Genomic DNA, 19,590 nt, shown 5'->3' with positions numbered 1-19,590 from the left:
CTAGAACCTCCGGTCACTCAACAAACGTGCGAAGGCGACGAGCTCCTCGCTGATGCTGTCTTCCAACCAGGACTCCTCAACCAGGGTGATGGCCCGCTCGGACAGATCGTTGATCTTGTCCTCGATCTGCTGCGCTGCCCCGCAGTCCTGAATGATCTGGCGCATCCGGTCGATCTGCTCCGCAGTGTGTTCCGCCGCGCCGGGCAACGGGCCGAAATCTCCCCGCAGGCGGGCCAGCTGCTCAGGGCTGCACTCCGCGAAAGCGGTATTCACCAACACCGTTCGCTTCCCGGTGCGTAGGTCGTCCCCGCTAGGTTTGCCGGTCACGGCCGGGTCCCCAAAGACGCCAAGCTGGTCGTCCCGAAGCTGAAAAGCTTGCCCCACCAGCGTTCCGTACTCCAGGAGCAGCTCGATCGTTCGCTCATCAGCGCCTGCCAGGGCCGCTCCGATGTGCAGCGGGCGGGCGACGGTGTAGCTGGCGGTCTTGAAGTTGATCACCTGCATGGCATCCGCGATCGACTCGCTCCCGTTGTTCTCCAACGCGATGTCGAGCTGCTGACCGGCGAGCACCTCGGTACGCATCGCGCGCCACGGGCCCCGTACGCGATCGACAATCGATGGACTCAGACCGGCGGTGGCAAGCAGGTCATCCGCCCAGCTCAACGCGAGGTCACCCGCCAGAATGGCCTGGCTGATGCCGTAGTGCTCCGAGGACCCAAACCAGCCGCGTTCACGGTGCTGGCTTTCGAACACTCGGTGGGTAGTGGGGTTACCTCGGCGGGTATCGGACTCGTCGATGATGTCGTCGTGGATCAGCGCACATGCCTGAACGAATTCGAGGGCGCTGAGCGCCAGCAGCACGCTCGCCGGGTCGACGTCCTGAATGCTGCTGCCATCTGCCCCACCGCCTTCCAGGCCGGCGCGGAAACCAGCCCAGGCGAAGGTTGGTCGGACGCGCTTTCCGCCACCCATGACGAAGCCCCGCAACACCGCCATGGCGTCGTTGAACTCGGGCGCGATCGCGGAAAACTCGGCCGCACTGTGGTCAAAGTAGGCGTCCAGGGCGCGGTCGACAGCAGCTGGAACGTCCTTCAGTGGTGCGCGCAGGTCCCAACTAAAGCGCTGGTTCGCGACGGGTGGCTGGGAGATCGTCGACAGTCCATGCGGGGAGGACGGAGTGGTCACAGGGAGCACACCTTTCGGGGCGGTGGGCGGGGCGGGGCGTGGACGTCGAGTAAACGTCGCACGCAGAGCCCTGCTTCAAAGGTTCGATCTTGTGCCTCATAGTCTAAAGGTCGCTGCAGACACCGGCGAACAGGCGCAACCGGGGCGGGGTTTGGGTAAGCGAGTGGGGGTGGGGAACCCGACAGCGCGCGACTGTTAGCCCAGAATGCAACCTAGACAGAGATGTCTACTATGATTTCCTTCATGTCTGCATCCAACCCCCACGATCACCACGAGAAGGCCTCACCGCTGCCGGGCATACCACCACAGCCCACGCTGCAGGTTCCAGTGAGCCAAGCCATCCGCGGCTACAGTCCCGGCAAGATTCCGTTCTCCGTCGAATTCATGCCACCGCGCGACGACGCTGCCCAAACCCGGCTGTGGAACGCTGCGGAGGCCTTCCACGACCTCGGCGTGAGCTTCGCCTCCATCACCTACGGGGCCGGTGGCTCCACCCGAGAGCGCACGATGGAGGTCGCCCAACAGCTGGCGGCCAAGCCGCTGACCACCCTGATGCACCTCACCCTGGTGGATCACTCGGCCGAAGAGCTGCGCGCCATGCTTCAGGACTACGCCCGCCGCGGCATGACGAACGTGCTCGCGCTGCGTGGCGACCCGCCGGGTGACCCACTCGGGACCTGGCAGCCCACGCCTGGTGGACTGAACTATGCTTCCGACCTCATCGAGCTGATTCGAAACACTCCGGAGTGCGAAAACTTCGATATCGGCATCGCCAGCTTCCCAGAGGGGCACTACCGCGCCGAGGATCTGGAGCAGGATACGCAAGTGACCCTGCATAAGCTGCGTCTGGGTGCGGATTATTCGATTACCCAAATGTTCTTCGACGTGGAGAACTACCTCCGGCTGCGCGATAGGCTCGCCGCCGCCGACCCCGTCCACGGAGCAAAGCCCGTGATTCCGGGACTCATGCCGATTACTTCGATCCGTTCCGTGCGCCGCCAAATGGAACTGGCAGGTGGCGAGGTTCCCGTGAAGATCCTCGAGCGCCTGGAAAAGGCCGCTGCTGGCGATGAAGTTGCCAACCGTGATGCGGTCCGCGAGGTCGGCATTGACATCACCACCGAGATGAGCGAGCGCCTCATCGCGGAGGGTGCGCCGAACCTGCACTTCATGACGATGAATAACGTGCGAGCGACCCAGGACGTGCTACACAACCTGGGGATGGCGCCGGCGTGGGGGCCGGGTTACGGCCAGGATATGGTTCGCTAGCTCGTGGGGGCGGGGCTGATCCGAAACGGTGAGTGGGGCTAGTCTGCTGCCCGGTCTTTGCCTGCCGCTGGCTCACGCACCGTGGTGGGGCCGACTTGGGGGTTGTGCAGGCGCTTGCGAAGAATGCCGAAGGGGCGGGGATCACCGGGGAAGCGGTGCTCCCGCAGCAAATCAGTGAACCCCAAGCTGCGGTAGACGTGCCACGCATGATTGTTCTCACCGGGCACTTCCGGGGTGGAGAGCATCGCGTCGCGGGTCGGCAGGATGCCCAAGACTTCCGTCAACAGCTGGGTGCCGATGCCGGAGCCCTGAAATCGCGGCAGAACATGGATCTCCGAAATCTCGGTGTAGCTCGACAGGGTCTCGGTGACGTCCTCCGGCGGCATGTTCGCAGCCAGCAGGCCGTAGCTGACCTGCTGGTACCACCACGTTCCTCGGCTTCCCTGGAATCCAAAGCAGACACCCACGATCTTCTGCGCAGGGTTGGCTGGATCCGGATCTTCCGCCGGTGAGTGCAAGAGTGCCACCAGGCTCGTGAAGTGTGGGTGGTTAGCGTTGCTGAGCCACAGGCTGCGCCGTTGTCGAAATGCCTCCGGCGGATACCCCATGGCCTTGAGGTGCACAGCAACGAGTTCATCGAGGCGTCGCAGGAAGAGCGCGCGGCTGATGGGTGCGAGGGAGACGAGGTGATCCTGGTCGGGTTGCGCGATGGGCTGGCTCATAGGGATATCGTCCCACGTATCACGCTCGAGGGGGTGTAGCGGGCGACACTAAAGCATAATTAGAACACGTGTTCGAATGGTGAGCGAGGTTGTCTGCGCCGAGCTTTAACGTCAGGGGTGCAAATGACGAAACGGAAGTTCTCGAAAGGTGGGAGTGGCGATGGCTGTGATGTCGAAGACGAGGGGGACGCTGCGTCCTAATCCGGCGGAATTTTTGATGCGCGCGGAATCGCAACTCGTGTTGGCGAACGAGGCTTATGACCAGGGGGATCTGCCGCGGGCTGTTGTCTACGCCTATCGCGCCGGGCTGCGTGCTGCAGGTGCTGTTATCGACGCCGAGCGGCCGGCTCGTCGCAGGCTTCCAGCCGGTTCGGCGTGGCTGCGTCTCCGGGCGGTGCGACCTGACCTCGGCGGCTGGGCTGACTCTTTCGAGCAACACGCCAGGCTGGCGGAGCGAGCAGATATCGGCCTCGAGCGCGATGTAGCAGACTCTGCGTTTCAGGAGGTGTACTCGGATTCTGTCGAACTTCTGGAGCGTGTGCGAATGGAGCTGGGTCTTGGCCTGCAGGCCGCTTAGGGCTTTGGGGCTGACTTAATCCTGCTCATTGGTTAGAGTGGGGAACTGAGTAGTAACTAAAACATGGGGAAGCCTCGCTGCGGCGGGGTGGCTTCCAGCAGACTGCGGCGTTGGCGCGATCTTCCGCCGGAGTAAATGAAGATCTGAAGCGCGCTACAGTGGGTTATCAGGTCGTGTGCTGCGTTGTTGTGGCCACGCGGAGGATCAGTAGAGGGAAACGAGGACTGTCATGGCTCTCTCGGAACAGGAAAAGCAGATGCTCGCAGAGATCGAGCGGGCTTTGATCGCGGAGGATCCGCGCTTTGCTCAGGGTGGGGATGACTCGGCGCCGTCGGGGGTGCGCTTCGATATTCGTTCGATCTCGCTGATCATGCTCGGCATCTGTCTGCTGGTCGGCGGTGTCGCTCTGGCGCAGGTCTCCCTGTGGTTCGTGATCCTGAGCGTTGCAGGCTTCCTGGTCATGCTGGGTGGCGGAATGATCGCGCTGAATAACGGCGATTCCCCGGCTCCAGCGAAGAGCGCGAAGTCTCGTCGGGTTTCCGCTGGCGGAGCTGTCCGGCAGGGGGAGGGCGGTTTGGGGGACCGCATGGAGGATAAGTTCCGTAAGCGCTTCGAGCGCTAAGTTCTGCCGGTGAAGTAGCGGGCCCAGCCCGAGAGCCCTCGCCACATGGCGAGGGTTTTTTCGTGCCTTCTTCCGAATCCCCACTTTCACCCACCGTCGGTCTATTGGGGCTCAAAATGGTGGGTTTAGGGTGAAAGCCACCGGGAAGAGCGCAATTTTCGGGGTATACGGACCGCCCTTCGCTGATGAAAAGTTCACGCTCCCCACCTTGCTGCCTGGTGAATCTGCAGGTTGTTTCGCTAGCTTCAGAAAAAACGAGCCTAAACTCGCCCACTGGGTGGTTATGGTGGCGCAAGGTGGGGTAAAGTGGGGCATGTTGGTGATTGAGGGGGCTTCCTGGGCATAGGTAGCCCGCGGGTCCAGATCGGACGCACCGCAAGAGCCACGGATAACTTCACAGCGAAAACATGGCATGGCTGCACGAGAAAACGGCGAAAGGGGTCACAAGACATGTTCTTTGGCACCTTCACGCCGAAGCTCGACGACAAAGGGCGACTCACCCTCCCTGCGAAATTCCGCGAGGAACTCAAGGACGGCCTGATGGTCGTTAAGGGGCAGGATCACAGCCTCGCGATCTACCCCCGCGAGGAGTTCCTCCTCCGGGCCCGCAAGGCCGCGGCCGCGAGCCGTAGCAACCCGCAAGCTCGCGCTTTCGTGCGAAACCTCGCGGCAAGCGCGGACGAGCAGGACCTCGACTCGCAGGGGCGCATCTCCGTCTCCGCAGCACACCGCGAATACGCGGGGCTGAAGAAGGAGTGCGTCGTCATCGGCTCGGTGGACTTCCTCGAGATCTGGGATGCCCAGGCTTGGGAGGAGTACAGCGCAGCCCACGAGGCAGATTTCGCCGCAGGCGACGACGAAGCCTTCGCGAATTTCCTCTAGCCCGCCATGCCACATCGACCGGCCACGATCACGCCGGCGATCCCCGTGATGTGTGCAGGCCCTTGCCTGAGCGGAAGACGTGACCGTTTGATGCACTTCCCCAACATCAAGCCCACGCCCGCGCAGGTAAGGCCCTGTTCATATCAACCCAAGACAAAAACCCCAAGCAGTTTGACGGCGCCCGACCCACAGGCAGGCGCTCACCCGAAGTAACCCACCGACGAGCCCAGAGGAGCGTGACCGTGGCAGCGAACACCCCCCACGATCCAAGCAGCCCAGGCCACGTTCCCGTCATGCGGCAGCGCATGGTCGAACTTGTCGGCATCGGTGTGACCGCAGGCAGCGCCCCAGCTCAGCCCATCATCGTGGACGGCACCCTGGGGGCCGGAGGCCACACCGAAGCATTCCTCGAGGCCTACCCCAATGCCATCGTCATCGGGCTGGATCGCGATCCCAACGCGCTTGCTGAGGCCCGCGCCCGCCTCGAGCGCTTCGGTCAGCGCTTCTTCAGCTACCAGACCCGCTTCGACGGCATCGGTGAGGCGCTGGAGCACTTCTCCGAGGACCCTGACTTCCCGGTCGACATCCGTGAGCAGGGGATCTCCGGGTTCCTGTTCGACCTCGGGGTGTCCTCCATGCAGCTGGACCAGGAGGATCGCGGTTTCGCCTACCGCGTCGACGCCCCACTGGACATGCGCATGGACCCCAGCAGCCGGCTGACTGCGGCGGAGATCCTCAACACCTACGAGCACGGCGAGCTTGCCCGCATCCTCAAGCGCTATGGCGATGAGAAGTTCGCGGGCAAGATCGCCTCCGCCGTCATCCGCGAGCGCGAGAAGCAGCCCTTCGAAAACTCCGCGCGACTCGTAGACCTGCTCTACGCAACCATTCCCGCGGCTGCACGGCGGACCGGCGGGCACCCTGCCAAGCGAACCTTTCAGGCGCTGAGGATCGAGGTCAACGCGGAACTAGAAAGCCTCGAGCTCGTTATCCCAGCAGCCTTCAGCTGGCTCCGTGTCGACGGCGCCGGAGTCTTCATGAGCTACCAGTCCCTCGAGGACAAGATCGTCAAACAGCAGCTCAAGGGGATGACCGAGTCCTCAACTCCGCCCGGGCTGCCAGTCGAGCTGCCCGGCACCGAACCGGAGTTCGAGCTCCTTACTCGCGGGGCCGAGAAGGCCAGCGAGCAAGAAATCGCCGAGAACTCCAGATCCGCCCCTGTGAGGGTCCGGGCAGCCCGGCGAATAGGTGCCCACGCCTCGGGGGCAGGCGGGCCACGGTACCCGCTGGTGTCGACGCACTAAGCTGCCCCACCCCGATAGAGAACTCCACAACAACCGCACATCGCACCACCTAGCCCACAACGAGCCGGAAGAATCAGGCAAAGGACAGGATATGACCAATCCCGGAATGCTGAAGGAGCGCCCCAGGACCGCTGCAGAGGCTGAACGAGCAGGACTGCGCACCAGCGCACCCCGTTCGCTCAGGCAGCAGCCGGCCAAGCCTCGTCGCAACCTGCACCGCGCTCCGGCCTACCGGGGTCGCCTCGGCTCGCAGCAGCGCGTCTCGGAACGCGGCCGCCGACTGCAACCCATCAAGCAGGAAAACTCCCGGGTCTTCCGCTTCGTATCCTTCGTCGTCGCCGCGTGCATTATTGGTACCGTCGCCGTCATGCTGCTTGCCGGCATGACGACGGAAAAGACCTTCCAGGTCACGGACGCAGAGGCTAAGTCCAAGACGCTGGCCAACGAGATCACCACGCTGGAACGAGACGTCGAAAAGGCGAAGTCCGCGCAGAATCTTTCCGCGAAGGCTGCCGAGCTGGGCATGGTCGCCCCGGGCCAGGCAGGCATTCTCGAGACCAACGGCGACAAGGTTGAGCAGCGCCGGGAGTCCGATAACTCCAAGGACCGCCGAATCGTCGACGTCACTGGGAATAAGCGAACTCGCGAGGCAACTTCCTCCCCGGAGGAAACCCGCAACATCCCGGGGCTGGCACCGTCTAGCCCGGCGGGCGCTGAAGCAGCCGGCAACATGAACTCCGGGGACCTGCCATATGCCAACCAGGGCCACGGCGCCCCGGCTCCCGCACCAGCTCCGGCACCGGCCCCGGCCAACGGCGAGCAGCCGGCACCACCGGCGGCGCCAGCAGCACAGCCCGAGCAGGCGGCCCCAGCCGAAGCGAATCCGGCTCCACCGGCCGCGCCGCGACCGTAACTGGCCGCATAGCGCCTAAGATTCTAAGCGCTAAAACTTCCGGGACACCGCCACGTCCCGGCCAGTGAAGATCTGCGTCTCCAACCCAAGAACCATGCCGATCTTGCAACTGTGAAGACAAAGATCGAGGAGGACACACACCGTTGGCTCAGCAGTGGAACCGTCGGCCGGCAGACGGCTCGCGGAATACGCGAGCGCTGCTGCTCCTCGACAACAGCCCGCAACGCTATAACAAGCGCCTGCGGCTGTCCCTGTTTGCCGTCGTTATCGTCGTCCTCGCACTCATCCTGCGCCTGACCTGGGTCCAGCTCATCGCAGGCCCAACGCTCGCGGAACACGCCGCCGCCCAGCGCACAGCCTTCATCGCCGAACCAGCCCACCGTGGCGCTATCGTCGACCGCGAGGGTCGCAACCTCGCCTACACGATGGAAGCCAAGTCGCTGTCCGTGCTGCCGAATAAGCTGCGCGGCTACATGGACGAACGCCACAAGGCGAACCCGGATGAGGTCCCGCCAGCCGACGAGCGCATCGAGCAGATCATCGAAGAACTGCCCGACATGATCCCGGCATCCGAAGGCCGGGTGAAGAAGGAAGACCTCCGCAAGAAGCTCACCGACGAGAAGGTCACCTACACCGTCCTCGTCCGCAACGTCGCCCCGGACGTCGCGCAGAAGGTCACCGAAAAGTTCCCGGAGATCACCGCGGAACGCCAGGACATCCGCCAGTACCCCAACGGTGCGGTGGCCCAGAACATCATCGGCAAGATCAGCTCCGATAACCAGGGCCAATTCGGCCTGGAGCTCTCCCAGGACAGCCGACTGCAGGGTGTTAACGGCTCCAAGACCCTGGACATCGCTGGTGGCCTTACTATCCCAGGCTCCGCCCGCGACGAGCACCCGCCGGTCAACGGCGATAACTTCGAGCTCACCCTCGACCTCGACGCGCAGGCCTTCATCCAGCAGCAGGTGCAGCAGGCAAAGGATAACTCCAAGGCCGAGTCCGCTTCCGCCGTCGTGCTGGATGCCAAGTCCGCAGAGGTCATCGCGATGGCCACCTCCGACACGATCGATCCCAACGGTGACCTGCAGAAGCAGCTGCGGGGCAACAAGGCCTTCGGCGACCGCAACACCGCGGAAACCTTCGAGCCGGGCTCCATCGCCAAGATCATGACGGCCGCGGCCGCCATCGAGGAGAAGAAGACCACCCCGGACGAGGTGCTGAAGGTGCCCGGCTCCATCGAGATGGCCGGTGTCACCGTCCGCGACGCCTGGGAGCACGGCGTGGCCCCGTACACCACCACCGGCGTGTTCGGGAAGTCCTCCAACGTCGGCACTCTGATGCTCGCCGAGCGCGTCGGTCAGGAGAAGATGTACGAGTACTTCCGGAAGTTCGGCGTAGGCCAGGCCGCAGACGTGGGCATGCCACACGAGGCCGCGGGCTACATGCCCGAGCTCTCCCAGTGGTCGGGCGGTACCTTCGCCAACCTGCCCATCGGGCAGGGCATGTCCATGAACCTGCTGCAGATGGCGAGCATCTACCAGGCGATCGCCAACGACGGCGTCCGCGTCCAGCCGCGCCTGATCAAGTCCATCACCAACTCGGACGGGGAGGACGTCCCGCAGCCGGTTCAATCCGAGACGCGCGCCGTGTCCGCAGAGACGGCGAAGACCGTCCGCGCCATGTTCCAGTCCGTCACCCAGGGTGACCCGAACGGTGTGCAGAACGGCACCGGTGCGGCGGCTGCGGTCGAGGGTTATCAGATCGCCGGCAAGACCGGCACCGCCCAGCAGATTGATCCGGACACCGGCGCGTACTCGAACTCCAACTACTGGATCACCTTCGCGGGCATCGCCCCGGCGGATAACCCCCGCTTCGTCGTCGCGATCATGCTGGACAACCCGCAGCGTGGCACCGAGGAAGGCGGTGGCGGCGGGGGCTCGGCTGCGCCGACCTTCCACAACATTGCATCCTGGTTGATGGATCACTACAACGTTCCGCCTTCTCCGAAGGCACCACGGCTCATGCTGGAGGCTCGATAACATGGCAACCCACCAGGCCACTGACAATTCCGACCGCAACACCCGCGGGGTAACCCTCCGCGAACTCGCGGCACTGACCGGCGGTACGGTCGCCGCTACCCATCAGGACGTCACCGTCGACTCCGCCGCCATCGGTTCCGCGGACGTCCAGCCCGGCGGCCTGTTCTGCGCCGTTCCGGGTAGCCGCGTCCACGGCGCGACCTTCGCAGCAGACAGCGGGGCCGCTGCCGTCCTCACGGATGCCGAGGGCGCGGAGATCCTCGCCGATGCGGACCTCCCGCTGCTGGTCGTCGACGACGTCCGGCGCTGGATGGGGCCGGTCGCCGCGGCGGTCTACGGCCACCCGAGCCGCGACCTGCGCATCATCGGCATCACCGGAACCTCGGGTAAGACCACCACGACGTACCTCATCGAGCGCGCCCTGATGGCCAAGCACAGCGTCGGCATCATCGGCACCACCGGCACCCGAATCAATGGCGAGCAGATCCCCACGAAGCTCACCACCCCCGAGGCGCCGACCATGCAGGCTCTGCTGGCGCAGATGCGCGACCGCGGGGTCACCCACGTGGTCATGGAGGTCAGCTCGCATGCGCTCGCGCTGGGGCGGGTGACCGGCATCGATTTCGACGTCGCCGGCTTCACCAACTTGAGCCAGGACCACCTGGATTTCCACCCGACGATGGAGGACTACTTCGAGACGAAGGCCCAGCTGTTCCTCCAGGCTCAGGCCGAGGGCGCGGAGCTGCCTGCCGCCGTGGTCTGCGTCGACGACGACTGGGGCCAGCGCCTCGCCGGCATGATTGCAGACTCCGGACTCCAGGCCCTCACCGTGGGCACCACGAAGCAGTCCGGCGCGGATTGGCAGGTCACCGACGTGCACGTCACCCCGGCCGGCCGCCAGGAGATCACCGTAGCCACCGAGGGCGAGGAATTCAGCTACGACATCGGCCTGGTCGGCTCTTTCAACGTGGCCAACAGCCTGCTGGCGATCAGCTGCGTGACGCAGCTGGGGGAGGACCCGCAAGCCGCAGCAGCGGCCATCGCGGATGTGCAGGTGCCGGGCCGCATGCAGGCCGTGGACGCCGGGCAGCCCTTCCTCGCGGTGGTGGACTACGCCCACAAGCCGGGCGCCGTCGCCGCCGTCGTCCGGACCCTGAGCGACTACCTGCCGTCCCCGACGGGGCGCATCGGCATTGTGCTGGGAGCCGGCGGTAACCGTGACCACGACAAGCGCCCCATGATGGGCGAGGAGGCCGCGAAGGTCGCCGACGCCGTCTTCGTCACCGACGACAACCCGCGCGATGAAGAACCCGCCCCGATTCGGTCGATGATCCTGGACGGGGTGCGCAAGGCAGCCGAGGCCCGCGAGGCGAACGGCGAGAAGGTCTTTTATGACGACGTCCCGGGCCGCGCGGACGCCATCCGCGCGGCGGTCGCATGGGCTCGCCCTGGTGATGCGATCGTGGTGGCAGGCAAGGGGCACGAGACCGGCCAGGAGGTCCGCGGGGAAATCCACCCGTTCGCCGACCTCGAGGAGCTCGCCGCAGCACTTGAGCAGCGGGCGGGCGTTGACCAGCAGGCAAGCACGAAGATCCGCGACTAACGAGAGGCGACGAAGCAATGATTGAGCTTTCAGCAGGTGAAATTGCCGCCATCACGGGTGGCGAATTGATTGACGGCGCCGCCGCGGAGACTATCGTGGCGGGCCCCGTGGAGTTCGACTCGCGCAAGGTAGCGCCGGGGAGCATCTTCATGGCGCTGCCCGGGGCCACCGTGGACGGGCACGACTACGTGGCCGCCGCGGGTGAGCAGGGCGCGGCGTTGGCCATCGTGGGCCGGCCCGTTGGTTACCCGGCGCTGCTGGCGCCGGCCAGCGAGCGGGCTGAGGGCACCGATAATTCCGCGGTCTTCGGCGCAGATGAGGAGGGCTACGGGGCGGCGGTGCTCGCCGCCGTCGACAAGCTCGCGCGCCACAACACCGACGTCCTTGCCGACGAAGAGGGCATGGTCGTCGTTGGTGTGACCGGCTCGGCCGGGAAGACCTCCACGAAGGACCTGATCGGCGCGCTGCTGGGTGACCTGGGAGAGACCGTCGCCCCGCCGGGCAGCTTCAACAACGAGATTGGCCTGCCCTACACCGCGCTGCGCGCGAGCCGGGGCACGAAGTTCCTGGTCTCCGAGATGTCCGCCCGCGGTGTGGGCCACATTGCCCACCTGACCACGGTCACCCCGCCGAAAATCGGCGTCGAGCTGAACGTGGGCAGCGCACACCTCGGTGAGTTCGGCTCCCGGGAGGCGATCGCACAGGCCAAGGGAGAGCTCGTCGAGGCACTCCCAGCCGCGGAGGATGGCGGGATCGCGATCCTCAACGCGGACGACGACGCGGTGATCGCCATGCGGCACCGCACCCGCGCGCGGGTCGTAACCTTCGCGCTTGACGAGCGTTCCAAGACGGGGGAGCGGGCCGACTACTGGGCCAGCGATATCCGCCTGGACGAGGTCGCTCGGGCGTCCTTCCGCCTACACCACCCGTACGGTGAGCCGGTGGACATCCGCCTGGGCGTGTTCGGTGCCCACCAAGTCTCCAACGCGCTCGCCGCCGCTGCGGTCGCGGTCGAATCCGGCATGCTGCCGGCGTCGGTGGCCCGAGTGCTGGGCAACCACGTCGCCGCCAGCGCCAACCGCATGGACGTGCGAACCCGGCGCGATGGTGCGACTATTATCAACGATTCCTACAACGCCAACCCGGAGTCCATGCGCGCTGGCATCGACGCCCTGGCCTACACGGCCGGTGGTCGTCCGGAGGCCAGCAGCTGGGCTGTGCTGGGGCAGATGGGCGAGCTGGGTGAGGAATCCGCCGAGGAGCACACCGAGCTAGGCAAGTTCCTCGGCACCCGGGGCATCGATCACGCCGTGATCGTTGGCACCGGGGTCAACCAGCGTGCCATCGCCGATGCGGCGCGGGAGCACGGTGTGGATACCCGCAGCGTCGAGGATGTCGACGCGGCAGTGAATTTTGTGGATCAACATGTCAAACCCAAGGATGTTGTGCTCGTGAAGGCGTCATACTCTGATGGTCTCTGGGCGGTCGCCGAAGGGCTTTTGGCGGACGAAGGAGCATAAGGAAAACCCATGATGCAGATCTTCATCGCGGGCGCCGTGGCGTTCCTCGCGGCTGTACTTTTCACCCCGGTTCTCATCCGGAAGTTCTCGGACGAGGGCCTGGGCCAGGAGATCCGCGAGGAGGGGCCGAAGTCCCACCTGAAGAAGCGCGGCACTCCCACGATGGGTGGCATCGCCATCCTCGTGGGCATCACCCTTGGCTATATTGTCGCTGTGCTGGTCGGGCTGGTCTTCACCGGCTCCGGCCCCGGCGTGTCCGGCTGGCTGGTGCTGGGCCTGACCCTCGCCCTGGGCGGGGTGGGCTTCGCCGATGACTACATCAAGCTGGTCAAGGGGCGGAACCTGGGGCTCAACGCCCGGGCGAAGCTCATCTGCCAGCTGGTGATCGCCATCGCCTTCGGCGTGATGATTCTGCAGTTCCCGGACTCCAATGACATCACCCCGGGATCCACGTACCTTTCCTTCGTCCGGGAGATGCCGACGTTCAACATCGCCGTGGGCGGCGCCGTCATCGGGATGATCCTGTTCCTGATCTTCATCAACATCGTCATTTCCGCCTGGTCGAATGCCGTGAACCTCACGGACGGCCTAGACGGCCTGGCGTCCGGCGTGACGGCCATCGTGATGGGGGCGTATGTGCTCATCACCTTCTGGCAGTTCCGCAATTCTTGCGCCGATGGGGCGGCTGCCGGGTGCTACTTCGTCCGCGATCCGCTGGACTTGGCGATGCTGGCCTCCGCCGGCTTGGGCGCCTGCCTCGGCTTCCTGTGGTGGAACGCCTCCCCGGCGAAGATCTTCATGGGGGACACCGGCTCGCTGGCCCTGGGCGGCCTTGTCGCCGGCCTGTCCATCACCTCCCACACCGAGCTGCTGATGATCATCGTGGGCGCGATCTTCGTTCTGGAGACCGTCTCCGTGGTCATCCAGGTGACCTACTTCAAGACGACCGGTAAGCGCGTGTTCCGCATGGCGCCGATCCACCACCACTTTGAGAACGGCGGTTGGGCCGAGACCACCGTCGTCGTCCGCTTCTGGCTGCTCGCAGCCCTGGCCGCGATGACCGGCTTCGGCCTGTTCTATGGCGAGTGGCTGACCGCCACGAGTTTCTAAACCCGCGAAAGAGGGCTCACCATGTCCACCGATTCGATCCTCAACCCCCAGTCCGCTGTCGACATCATTCGCTCGCGGACGGTCTTCGTCGCCGGCGCCGGCGTGGCGGGCAAGGGCATCGTCGCCATGCTCGAGGGCATCGGTGGAAACTTCAAGGTCGTCGATGACCGTGCCCAGGTTGCGGATCTCAACACCGCCGAGGCTATTGCCGCGGTGTCTTCGGCTGAGACCGCGCCCGCGCTGCTGATCACCTCGCCGGGGTGGCGCCCGGACTCCGAGCTGCTGCTCGCAGCCCAGGCCGCGGGTGTGCCGGTGATTGGTGATATCGAGGCCGCCTGGCTCGCGGACCAGGCCGGGGCCTTCGGGACCCCGCGCACCTGGATTGCGATCACCGGCACGAACGGTAAAACAACCGCCACCGCGATGACCACGGCGATGCTGCAGGCAGGGGGCCTGGCCGCCGTGTCCGTCGGCAACATCGGCACCCCGCCGGGGGCCGCGTTGGTGGCCGACGAGCGGGCGGACTACCTCGTCGCCGAAGTCTCCAGCTTCCAGCTGCATTGGGCGCCCAGCTTCACCCCGGACACCGGCGTGGTGCTCAACCTCGCGGAAGATCACCTGGATTGGCATGGTTCCATGGCAGGCTACGCCGGGGATAAGCTCCGCGCCCTTCGGGGACCGCGCCCGGTGGTTGCAGTGGACGAACAGCTCGTCCGCGAGCTCGCTGCGGACAACGGTGTCCCCAACGTGGTGGCCTGCAGCATGCAGGATCCTGCCGAGGTGCTCGCCCAGGCACATTTCCCGCTCGTTGTGGGGGTGGTGGAGTCCGAGGCGGGGGCGGTCATCACCGAGGTAGCCACCGCCGAGAACGGTGAACTGCAGGTCACCCCCATCGCCTCGGCGGAGGCGATTTCCCCACCGGGGCCGGCGGGCATCGCCGATGCTGTGGCGGCCTGCGCCCTCGTGCGAGCCTTCGACGTGCCGCCAGTAGCCATTTCGCAGGCGCTGCACGGCTTCGAAGTGCAGGCGCACCGCGGCCAGGCCGTGCACTTGGCAGAAGGGGTGATCTGGATTGATAACTCCAAGGCCACGAACCCTCACGCAGCCATTGCCGCGCTCGGCGGGCTAGAAAACATCGTGTGGGTGGCCGGCGGCCAGCTCAAGGGCGCGGAGGTCCATGACCTCATCGCCACCGTCGGCCCTGGGCTGCGGGGCGCGGTCGTGCTCGGCTGTGACCGGGCGGAGATCATTCGTGAACTGGCGGCACAGTTCCCAGACCTGCCCGTCACGGAGGTCTCGAACACCGACCCGGAAGGAGCCATGGCCGAGGCTGTGGCAGCCGCCCGCACCCTTGCTGCACCAGGGGACAGCGTTGTCCTTGCACCCGCGGCGGCGTCCTTGGACATGTACACCGGCATGGCACAGCGCGGCGACCTTTTCGCCGCCTACGCTAGGGGCACGGGTGCCGAGGCTGGCACCAGCGAATGGGAGGGCGAGAGCTAATGACTATGACTTCACACCACGGCTCAGACCGCGATCGCGCCCGGCGCCAACCCACCCGCACCGAGTACCCTCGCCGTCGCCCGGATCAAACACAGCCGAAGTCCAGCGGTAGCGGGCAGAACTCCACCGCAAAGGGTGTGTGGGCCAAGATCAAGGCGGTGCTGGACACCCCGCAGCTGAACTACAAGGTGATCCTGAGCGTCACCCTGATGCTCACGGCCATTGGTTTGACGATGGTGTTGTCCTCCTCGATGGTGACGGCACGCACCCCGGATACCTCCGTGTGGTCCGTATTCCTCAACCAGGCTCTCTATGTCATCATTGGCCTCGCCGTTGCCTGGCTTGCCCTGCGGCTGCGTGCGGACACGATCAAGGCCATCTCCCCGTGGCTGCTCGGCCTCGCGCTGTTCCTGCAGGTCGCCCTGTTCATCCCGGGGGTTGGTGTCGGCGCGGAGATCGGATCCCACTCGTGGATCCGGTTCGGTTCCTTCGGCATTCAGCCCTCCGAGCTGTCCAAGGTGGCGCTGGCTGTGTGGGGAGCGGCGGAGATCAGCTCCAAGACGCGGCAGTCCGACGAGTTCCGCCCCGTCCTTGGCCGATTCCTGGCCGTGGGCACGGCCATGGTGCTTCTGGTTCTGCTGCAGAAGGACCTCGGCATGATGCTCACCGTGGGCATCGTGTTGATGGCGTTGTTCTTCTTCTCCGGCGTCTCGGCCCGTCTCATTGCCCTCGTCGGCGGTGTCATCGCGCTGCTGGCCACTGGCGCGACCATCGCCCAGGCCTACCGAAGCGACCGCATCACGACGTGGAAGGACACCCTGTTCCTGAACTTCCGGGAGGGCAGCACCAGCGGGCCGTCCTACCAGTCCTATCAGGGGCTGCTGAGCCTCTCGGACGGCTCCCTGACCGGCACGGGGCTGGGGCAATCTCGCGCGAAGTGGTACTACCTGCCGGAGGCGAAGAATGACTTCATCTTCGCAATCATCGGGGAGGAGCTCGGCTGGGTTGGGGCCAGCATCGTGGTCGTGCTCTTCGCGGTCCTCGGCTGGTTCGGCATCCGCACCGCCCTGGCGCAGGCAGACCCGTTCCTGTCTATGCTCTCCGCAACGCTGACCCTGGGCATCGTCGTCCAGGCGTTGTACAACATCTCCTATGTCGTGGGCCTGATGCCGATGACGGGTATCCAGCTGCCGCTGATCTCTGCGGGTGGTACCTCCATGGTCATCACCCTGGGCTCGCTCGGTCTCCTCGCCAATTGCGCACGCCACGAGCCCAAGGCGATCTCCTCGATGCAACACGAGGGGCGCAGCCTCTTCGACCGGATGTTCCTGCTGCCTGAGCCGCTGCCGTACCGGGCGGGGGAGGAGCGCCGCATCGAGCGTCGCAACACCACTCAGCGCTACGGCCGCCCGGTGACTCGCCGGGAGTCCACCGCTGGCACCGCGGGGCAGGATGTCCGCCGCGAACGTGACCGGAACCGTCGCGCGCAGCAGCGGCTGCCGCACCGCGATCGCGTGCCGGATTACGATGGCACTAACACCTGGCACCGGCAGGAACCACTGCCGCAACGTCGAAGCCGTAGTAGCGAGAACCGCTACTCGCCGAGGAGGAAGTAGAAACCGATGGCCCACAGCACACACCGGGAGGATCATCCGGCAGGCACGAGCACCGATGCCGCACCGTCGGTGGTTGTCGCAGGAGGCGGTACCGCTGGCCACATCGAGCCAGCGCTCGCGGTCGCCGAGGCTGTGAAGCGCCTGGCCCCGAACGCCCGGGTCACCGCACTGGGAAGCCCAAAGGGATTGGAAGCCTCGATCGTGCCCGACCGAGGCTTTGACCTGCGCATGATCCCGCCGGTTCCGGTCCCGCGCAAGGTGAATAAGGACCTATTCACCCTGCCGCTGCGTCTGAAGCAGGCCATCGACGAGACCAAGGCCCACCTCCGCGACGTCCAGGCGGACGTGCTCATCGGCTTTGGCGGCTACGTTTCCGCTCCGGCCTACCTCGCCGCCCGTTCGCTGGGAATCCCGTTCTTCGTGCACGAGGCCAATGCCCGTGCCGGCATGTCGAACAAGCTGGGCGTGCGCCTGGGTGGGACTGCGCTGGCCGCGGTGCCGGGCTCGGGGCTGAAGGACGATAAGATCGTGGGCATCCCGGTCAAGGAATCCGTATTGAACCTCGACCGTGCAGCGTTGCGCGCCGAGGCCCGCGAGTTCTTTGGTCTTGACCCCAAAGGTCCGGTCCTGCTGGTCACCGGCGGTTCCCAGGGGGCGGCCAGCATCAACCGCGGGGTCGTCGACGCTGCCGATGCCCTCCACGAGGCGGGCGTGGGCGTCCTTCACGCCTTCGGTAAGAAGAACGAGATCACTGCACCTAACTTCGACACCGCACCCCGCTACCAGGCGGTGCCATACATCGACCGCATGGACCTCGCGCTCGCCGCAGCCGACGCAGTACTGTGCCGCGCAGGCGCGATGACCGTCGCCGAGGTGTCCGCCGTCGGCCTGCCCGGCATCTACGTCCCGCTACCGCACGGCAACGGGGAGCAGGAGCTTAACGCCCGCCCAGTTGTCGACGCCGGTGGTGGGGTGATCGTCCCCGATGCGGAGCTCGACGGCGCGCGCGTCGTCTCAGAGGTCACCGCTCTGCTCGGCGACGAGCAGCGGCTCGCCCAGGCCAGCGCGGCCGCCGAATCCGCCGGTCACCGCGATGCGGCAGACGAGATTGCTCGCGCTCTGCTATCAGCAGCCGGCTAGGCACACAGACGCGCTTCAACCGGACGCTGAGCCCCGGCACCAGCAGGTGACCTTGCCCCGGCGAGGCCACCACGACCCCCATTTCAAGGCAACAGCCTTTCCACAGAGATTGAGGATCCCATGACCACGCAGCCTGAACAGATTGATCTGAGCCGGACCCACATGGTGGGCATCGGCGGGGCCGGGATGTCCGGCATCGCCCGAATCCTGCTCGCCCGGGGCTACAGCGTCACCGGCTCCGACATGAAGGACTCCCGCAGCGTCCTGGCGCTGCGTGCAGCCGGGGCGGAGGTCGCTATTGGACACGACGCCGCGAACGTCACCGGTGGCGCGGAGCTGCCGACGGTCGTCGTGACCTCTTTCGCCGCGATTCCGAAGGATAATCCCGAGCTCACCGCCGCCCGCGAGGCCGGGATCCCCATCGTCCGCCGCTCCGACGTGCTTGCCGAACTCATGTCCGATCGCCGGGCATTCCTGCTGGCCGGCACCCACGGGAAGACCTCCACGACCTCGATGGCGGTGGTAGGGGTGCAGGCTGCCGGCCTCGATCCCTCGTTTGCCATCGGCGGGCAGTTGAATCGCGCGGGCACGAACGCCCACCACGGCACCGGGGAGATCTTCATTGCCGAAGCTGACGAATCCGATGGTTCTTTCCTCTCCTATAGCCCGGAAGTCGCTGTGATCACGAACATCGAGCCGGATCACCTCGACTACTACGGCACCGAAGAGGCCTATGTGGCGATCTTCGACGAGTTCGCCACGAAGGTCACCCCGGGTGGCTACCTGGTGTGCTGCCTCGACGATCCGGGCGCTGCCGCGCTGGCAGCCCGGGTTCGCGCTGCGGGCACGGCGCCCACCGTGCTGGGCTACGGATCCCGCGCGGCCGCCGATCAGCACCCGGATATCCCAGCCGCCGCGATTATCGAGGAAATGATCCCTGATGCGCGTGGTACGGCCGCAAAGGTTCGGTTCAACCTGCCCGGCCAGGAGGAGCGCTATGAGGACATCCGCGTGGCCATCCCGGGCGCCCACATGACGCTCAACGGGGTCGCCGCGATCACCGGCGGTGCGCTCCTGGGCGCGGACCTGGAGAAGGTCATTGCCGGTGTCGCCGACTTCGACGGTGTGCGCCGCCGTTTTGAGTACCACGGTGAGGCCGGCGGAGTGCGGGTCTACGACGATTACGCGCACCACCCGACCGAGGTCACCGCTGTGCTTACCGCTGCTAAGGAGCTCGTTGAGGCGACCGACGCTGGACGTATCATCGCTGTCTTCCAGCCCCACCTGTACAGTCGCACCATGAACTTCGCCTCTGAATTCGCACGCGCCCTGTCCCTGGCTGACGAGGTCGTTCTGCTGGATATTTTCGGCGCGCGTGAGCAGCCGGTGGAGGGAGTGGATTCCCGCATCATCGGGGAGAAGCTAACCTGCGAATGGCATTTCCAGCCGGACTTTTCCGCCGTCGCGGAGCAGGTCATCGGTATCGCGAAGCCGGGGGACGTGGTGCTCACCATTGGCGCCGGCACGGTCACCATGCTGGCTGATGAGATCCTGCGCTGCGGCAGGGAAGCGCAGGGGGAGTAGA

The 19,590-nt window shown here is 65.6% G+C and carries 16 protein-coding genes; 14 read left to right on the top strand and 2 right to left on the bottom strand.

All coding sequences use genetic code 11. The features are described 5' to 3' along the window. On the bottom strand, nt 1–1,185 hold the full coding sequence (locus CU_RS06150) for a polyprenyl synthetase family protein (RefSeq protein ID WP_012360467.1): 1,185 nt from the start codon (nt 1,183–1,185) through the stop codon (nt 1–3). A 222-nt stretch (nt 1,186–1,407) separates the two neighbouring features. On the opposite strand from CU_RS06150, the gene CU_RS06145 reads away from it, so the two are divergent. Beyond that, entirely contained in the window at nt 1,408–2,454 is a 1,047-nt protein-coding gene (locus CU_RS06145) for a methylenetetrahydrofolate reductase (RefSeq protein ID WP_012360466.1), read from the top strand. Nucleotides 2,455–2,492: 38 nt separating this feature from the next. On the opposite strand, the gene CU_RS06140 is transcribed toward CU_RS06145, so the two are convergent. After that, nucleotides 2,493–3,176 carry a GNAT family N-acetyltransferase gene (locus CU_RS06140; protein ID WP_012360465.1) on the bottom strand — a complete coding sequence of 228 codons (684 nt, stop codon included), beginning with the start codon at nt 3,174–3,176 and terminating at the stop codon, nt 2,493–2,495. A gap of 160 nt (nt 3,177–3,336) precedes the next feature. Here CU_RS06140 and CU_RS06135 point away from each other — a divergent pair, with 160 nt between their 5' ends. From CU_RS06135 to murC, 13 genes are all read left to right on the top strand, one after another. Beyond that, nucleotides 3,337–3,753, top strand: a complete 417-nt coding sequence (locus tag CU_RS06135) for an SAV_6107 family HEPN domain-containing protein (RefSeq protein ID WP_231837617.1) — start codon at nt 3,337–3,339, stop codon at nt 3,751–3,753. 229 nt (nt 3,754–3,982) lie between these two features. Continuing rightward, on the top strand, nt 3,983–4,375 hold the full coding sequence (locus tag CU_RS06130; RefSeq protein ID WP_012360463.1) for a DUF3040 domain-containing protein: 393 nt from the start codon (nt 3,983–3,985) through the stop codon (nt 4,373–4,375). Nucleotides 4,376–4,825: 450 nt separating this feature from the next. After that, entirely contained in the window at nt 4,826–5,257 is a 432-nt protein-coding gene (gene mraZ / locus CU_RS06125; RefSeq protein WP_012360462.1) for a division/cell wall cluster transcriptional repressor MraZ, read from the top strand. 242 nt (nt 5,258–5,499) lie between these two features. Further along, nucleotides 5,500–6,561: a 16S rRNA (cytosine(1402)-N(4))-methyltransferase RsmH gene (rsmH, locus tag CU_RS06120; RefSeq protein WP_012360461.1), complete on the top strand. Its 1,062-nt coding sequence runs from the start codon at nt 5,500–5,502 to the stop codon at nt 6,559–6,561. Between the two features lie 91 nt (nt 6,562–6,652). Next, entirely contained in the window at nt 6,653–7,474 is an 822-nt protein-coding gene (gene ftsL / locus CU_RS06115; protein WP_012360460.1) for a cell division protein FtsL, read from the top strand. A gap of 143 nt (nt 7,475–7,617) precedes the next feature. Further along, nucleotides 7,618–9,513: a peptidoglycan D,D-transpeptidase FtsI family protein gene (locus CU_RS06110; RefSeq protein ID WP_012360459.1), complete on the top strand. Its 1,896-nt coding sequence runs from the start codon at nt 7,618–7,620 to the stop codon at nt 9,511–9,513. Between the two features lies 1 nt (nt 9,514). Next, entirely contained in the window at nt 9,515–11,116 is a 1,602-nt protein-coding gene (locus CU_RS06105; protein WP_012360458.1) for a UDP-N-acetylmuramoyl-L-alanyl-D-glutamate--2,6-diaminopimelate ligase, read from the top strand. A 17-nt stretch (nt 11,117–11,133) separates the two neighbouring features. Then, complete coding sequence (locus CU_RS06100; RefSeq protein ID WP_012360457.1) at nt 11,134–12,636, top strand: UDP-N-acetylmuramoyl-tripeptide--D-alanyl-D-alanine ligase; 1,503 nt, start codon at nt 11,134–11,136, stop codon at nt 12,634–12,636. Between the two features lie 9 nt (nt 12,637–12,645). Further along, a complete protein-coding gene (mraY, locus tag CU_RS06095; RefSeq protein ID WP_012360456.1) occupies nt 12,646–13,746 on the top strand; it encodes a phospho-N-acetylmuramoyl-pentapeptide-transferase in 1,101 nt (366 codons plus the stop codon). A 21-nt stretch (nt 13,747–13,767) separates the two neighbouring features. Further along, entirely contained in the window at nt 13,768–15,249 is a 1,482-nt protein-coding gene (gene murD / locus CU_RS06090; RefSeq protein ID WP_012360455.1) for a UDP-N-acetylmuramoyl-L-alanine--D-glutamate ligase, read from the top strand. Further along, a complete protein-coding gene (locus CU_RS06085; RefSeq protein WP_012360454.1) occupies nt 15,249–16,865 on the top strand; it encodes a peptidoglycan glycosyltransferase FtsW in 1,617 nt (538 codons plus the stop codon). The genes murD and CU_RS06085 overlap by 1 nt, the downstream gene beginning before the upstream one ends. Before the next feature lie 6 nt (nt 16,866–16,871). Then, nucleotides 16,872–18,005 (top strand): undecaprenyldiphospho-muramoylpentapeptide beta-N-acetylglucosaminyltransferase, encoded by a 1,134-nt coding sequence (murG, locus tag CU_RS06080; protein ID WP_012360453.1) that lies wholly within the window; start codon nt 16,872–16,874, stop codon nt 18,003–18,005. Between the two features lie 120 nt (nt 18,006–18,125). Next, complete coding sequence (gene murC, locus CU_RS06075) at nt 18,126–19,589, top strand: UDP-N-acetylmuramate--L-alanine ligase (RefSeq protein ID WP_012360452.1); 1,464 nt, start codon at nt 18,126–18,128, stop codon at nt 19,587–19,589. The last annotated feature ends 1 nt before the right edge of the window (nt 19,590 follow it).

Source organism: Corynebacterium urealyticum DSM 7109, assembly GCF_000069945.1.
In the GTDB taxonomy this organism is placed as follows: Bacteria; Actinomycetota; Actinomycetes; order Mycobacteriales; family Mycobacteriaceae; genus Corynebacterium; species Corynebacterium urealyticum.
The sequence above is the reverse complement of the archived record's forward strand: the minus strand, read 5'-3'. Positions and strand labels throughout refer to the sequence as shown.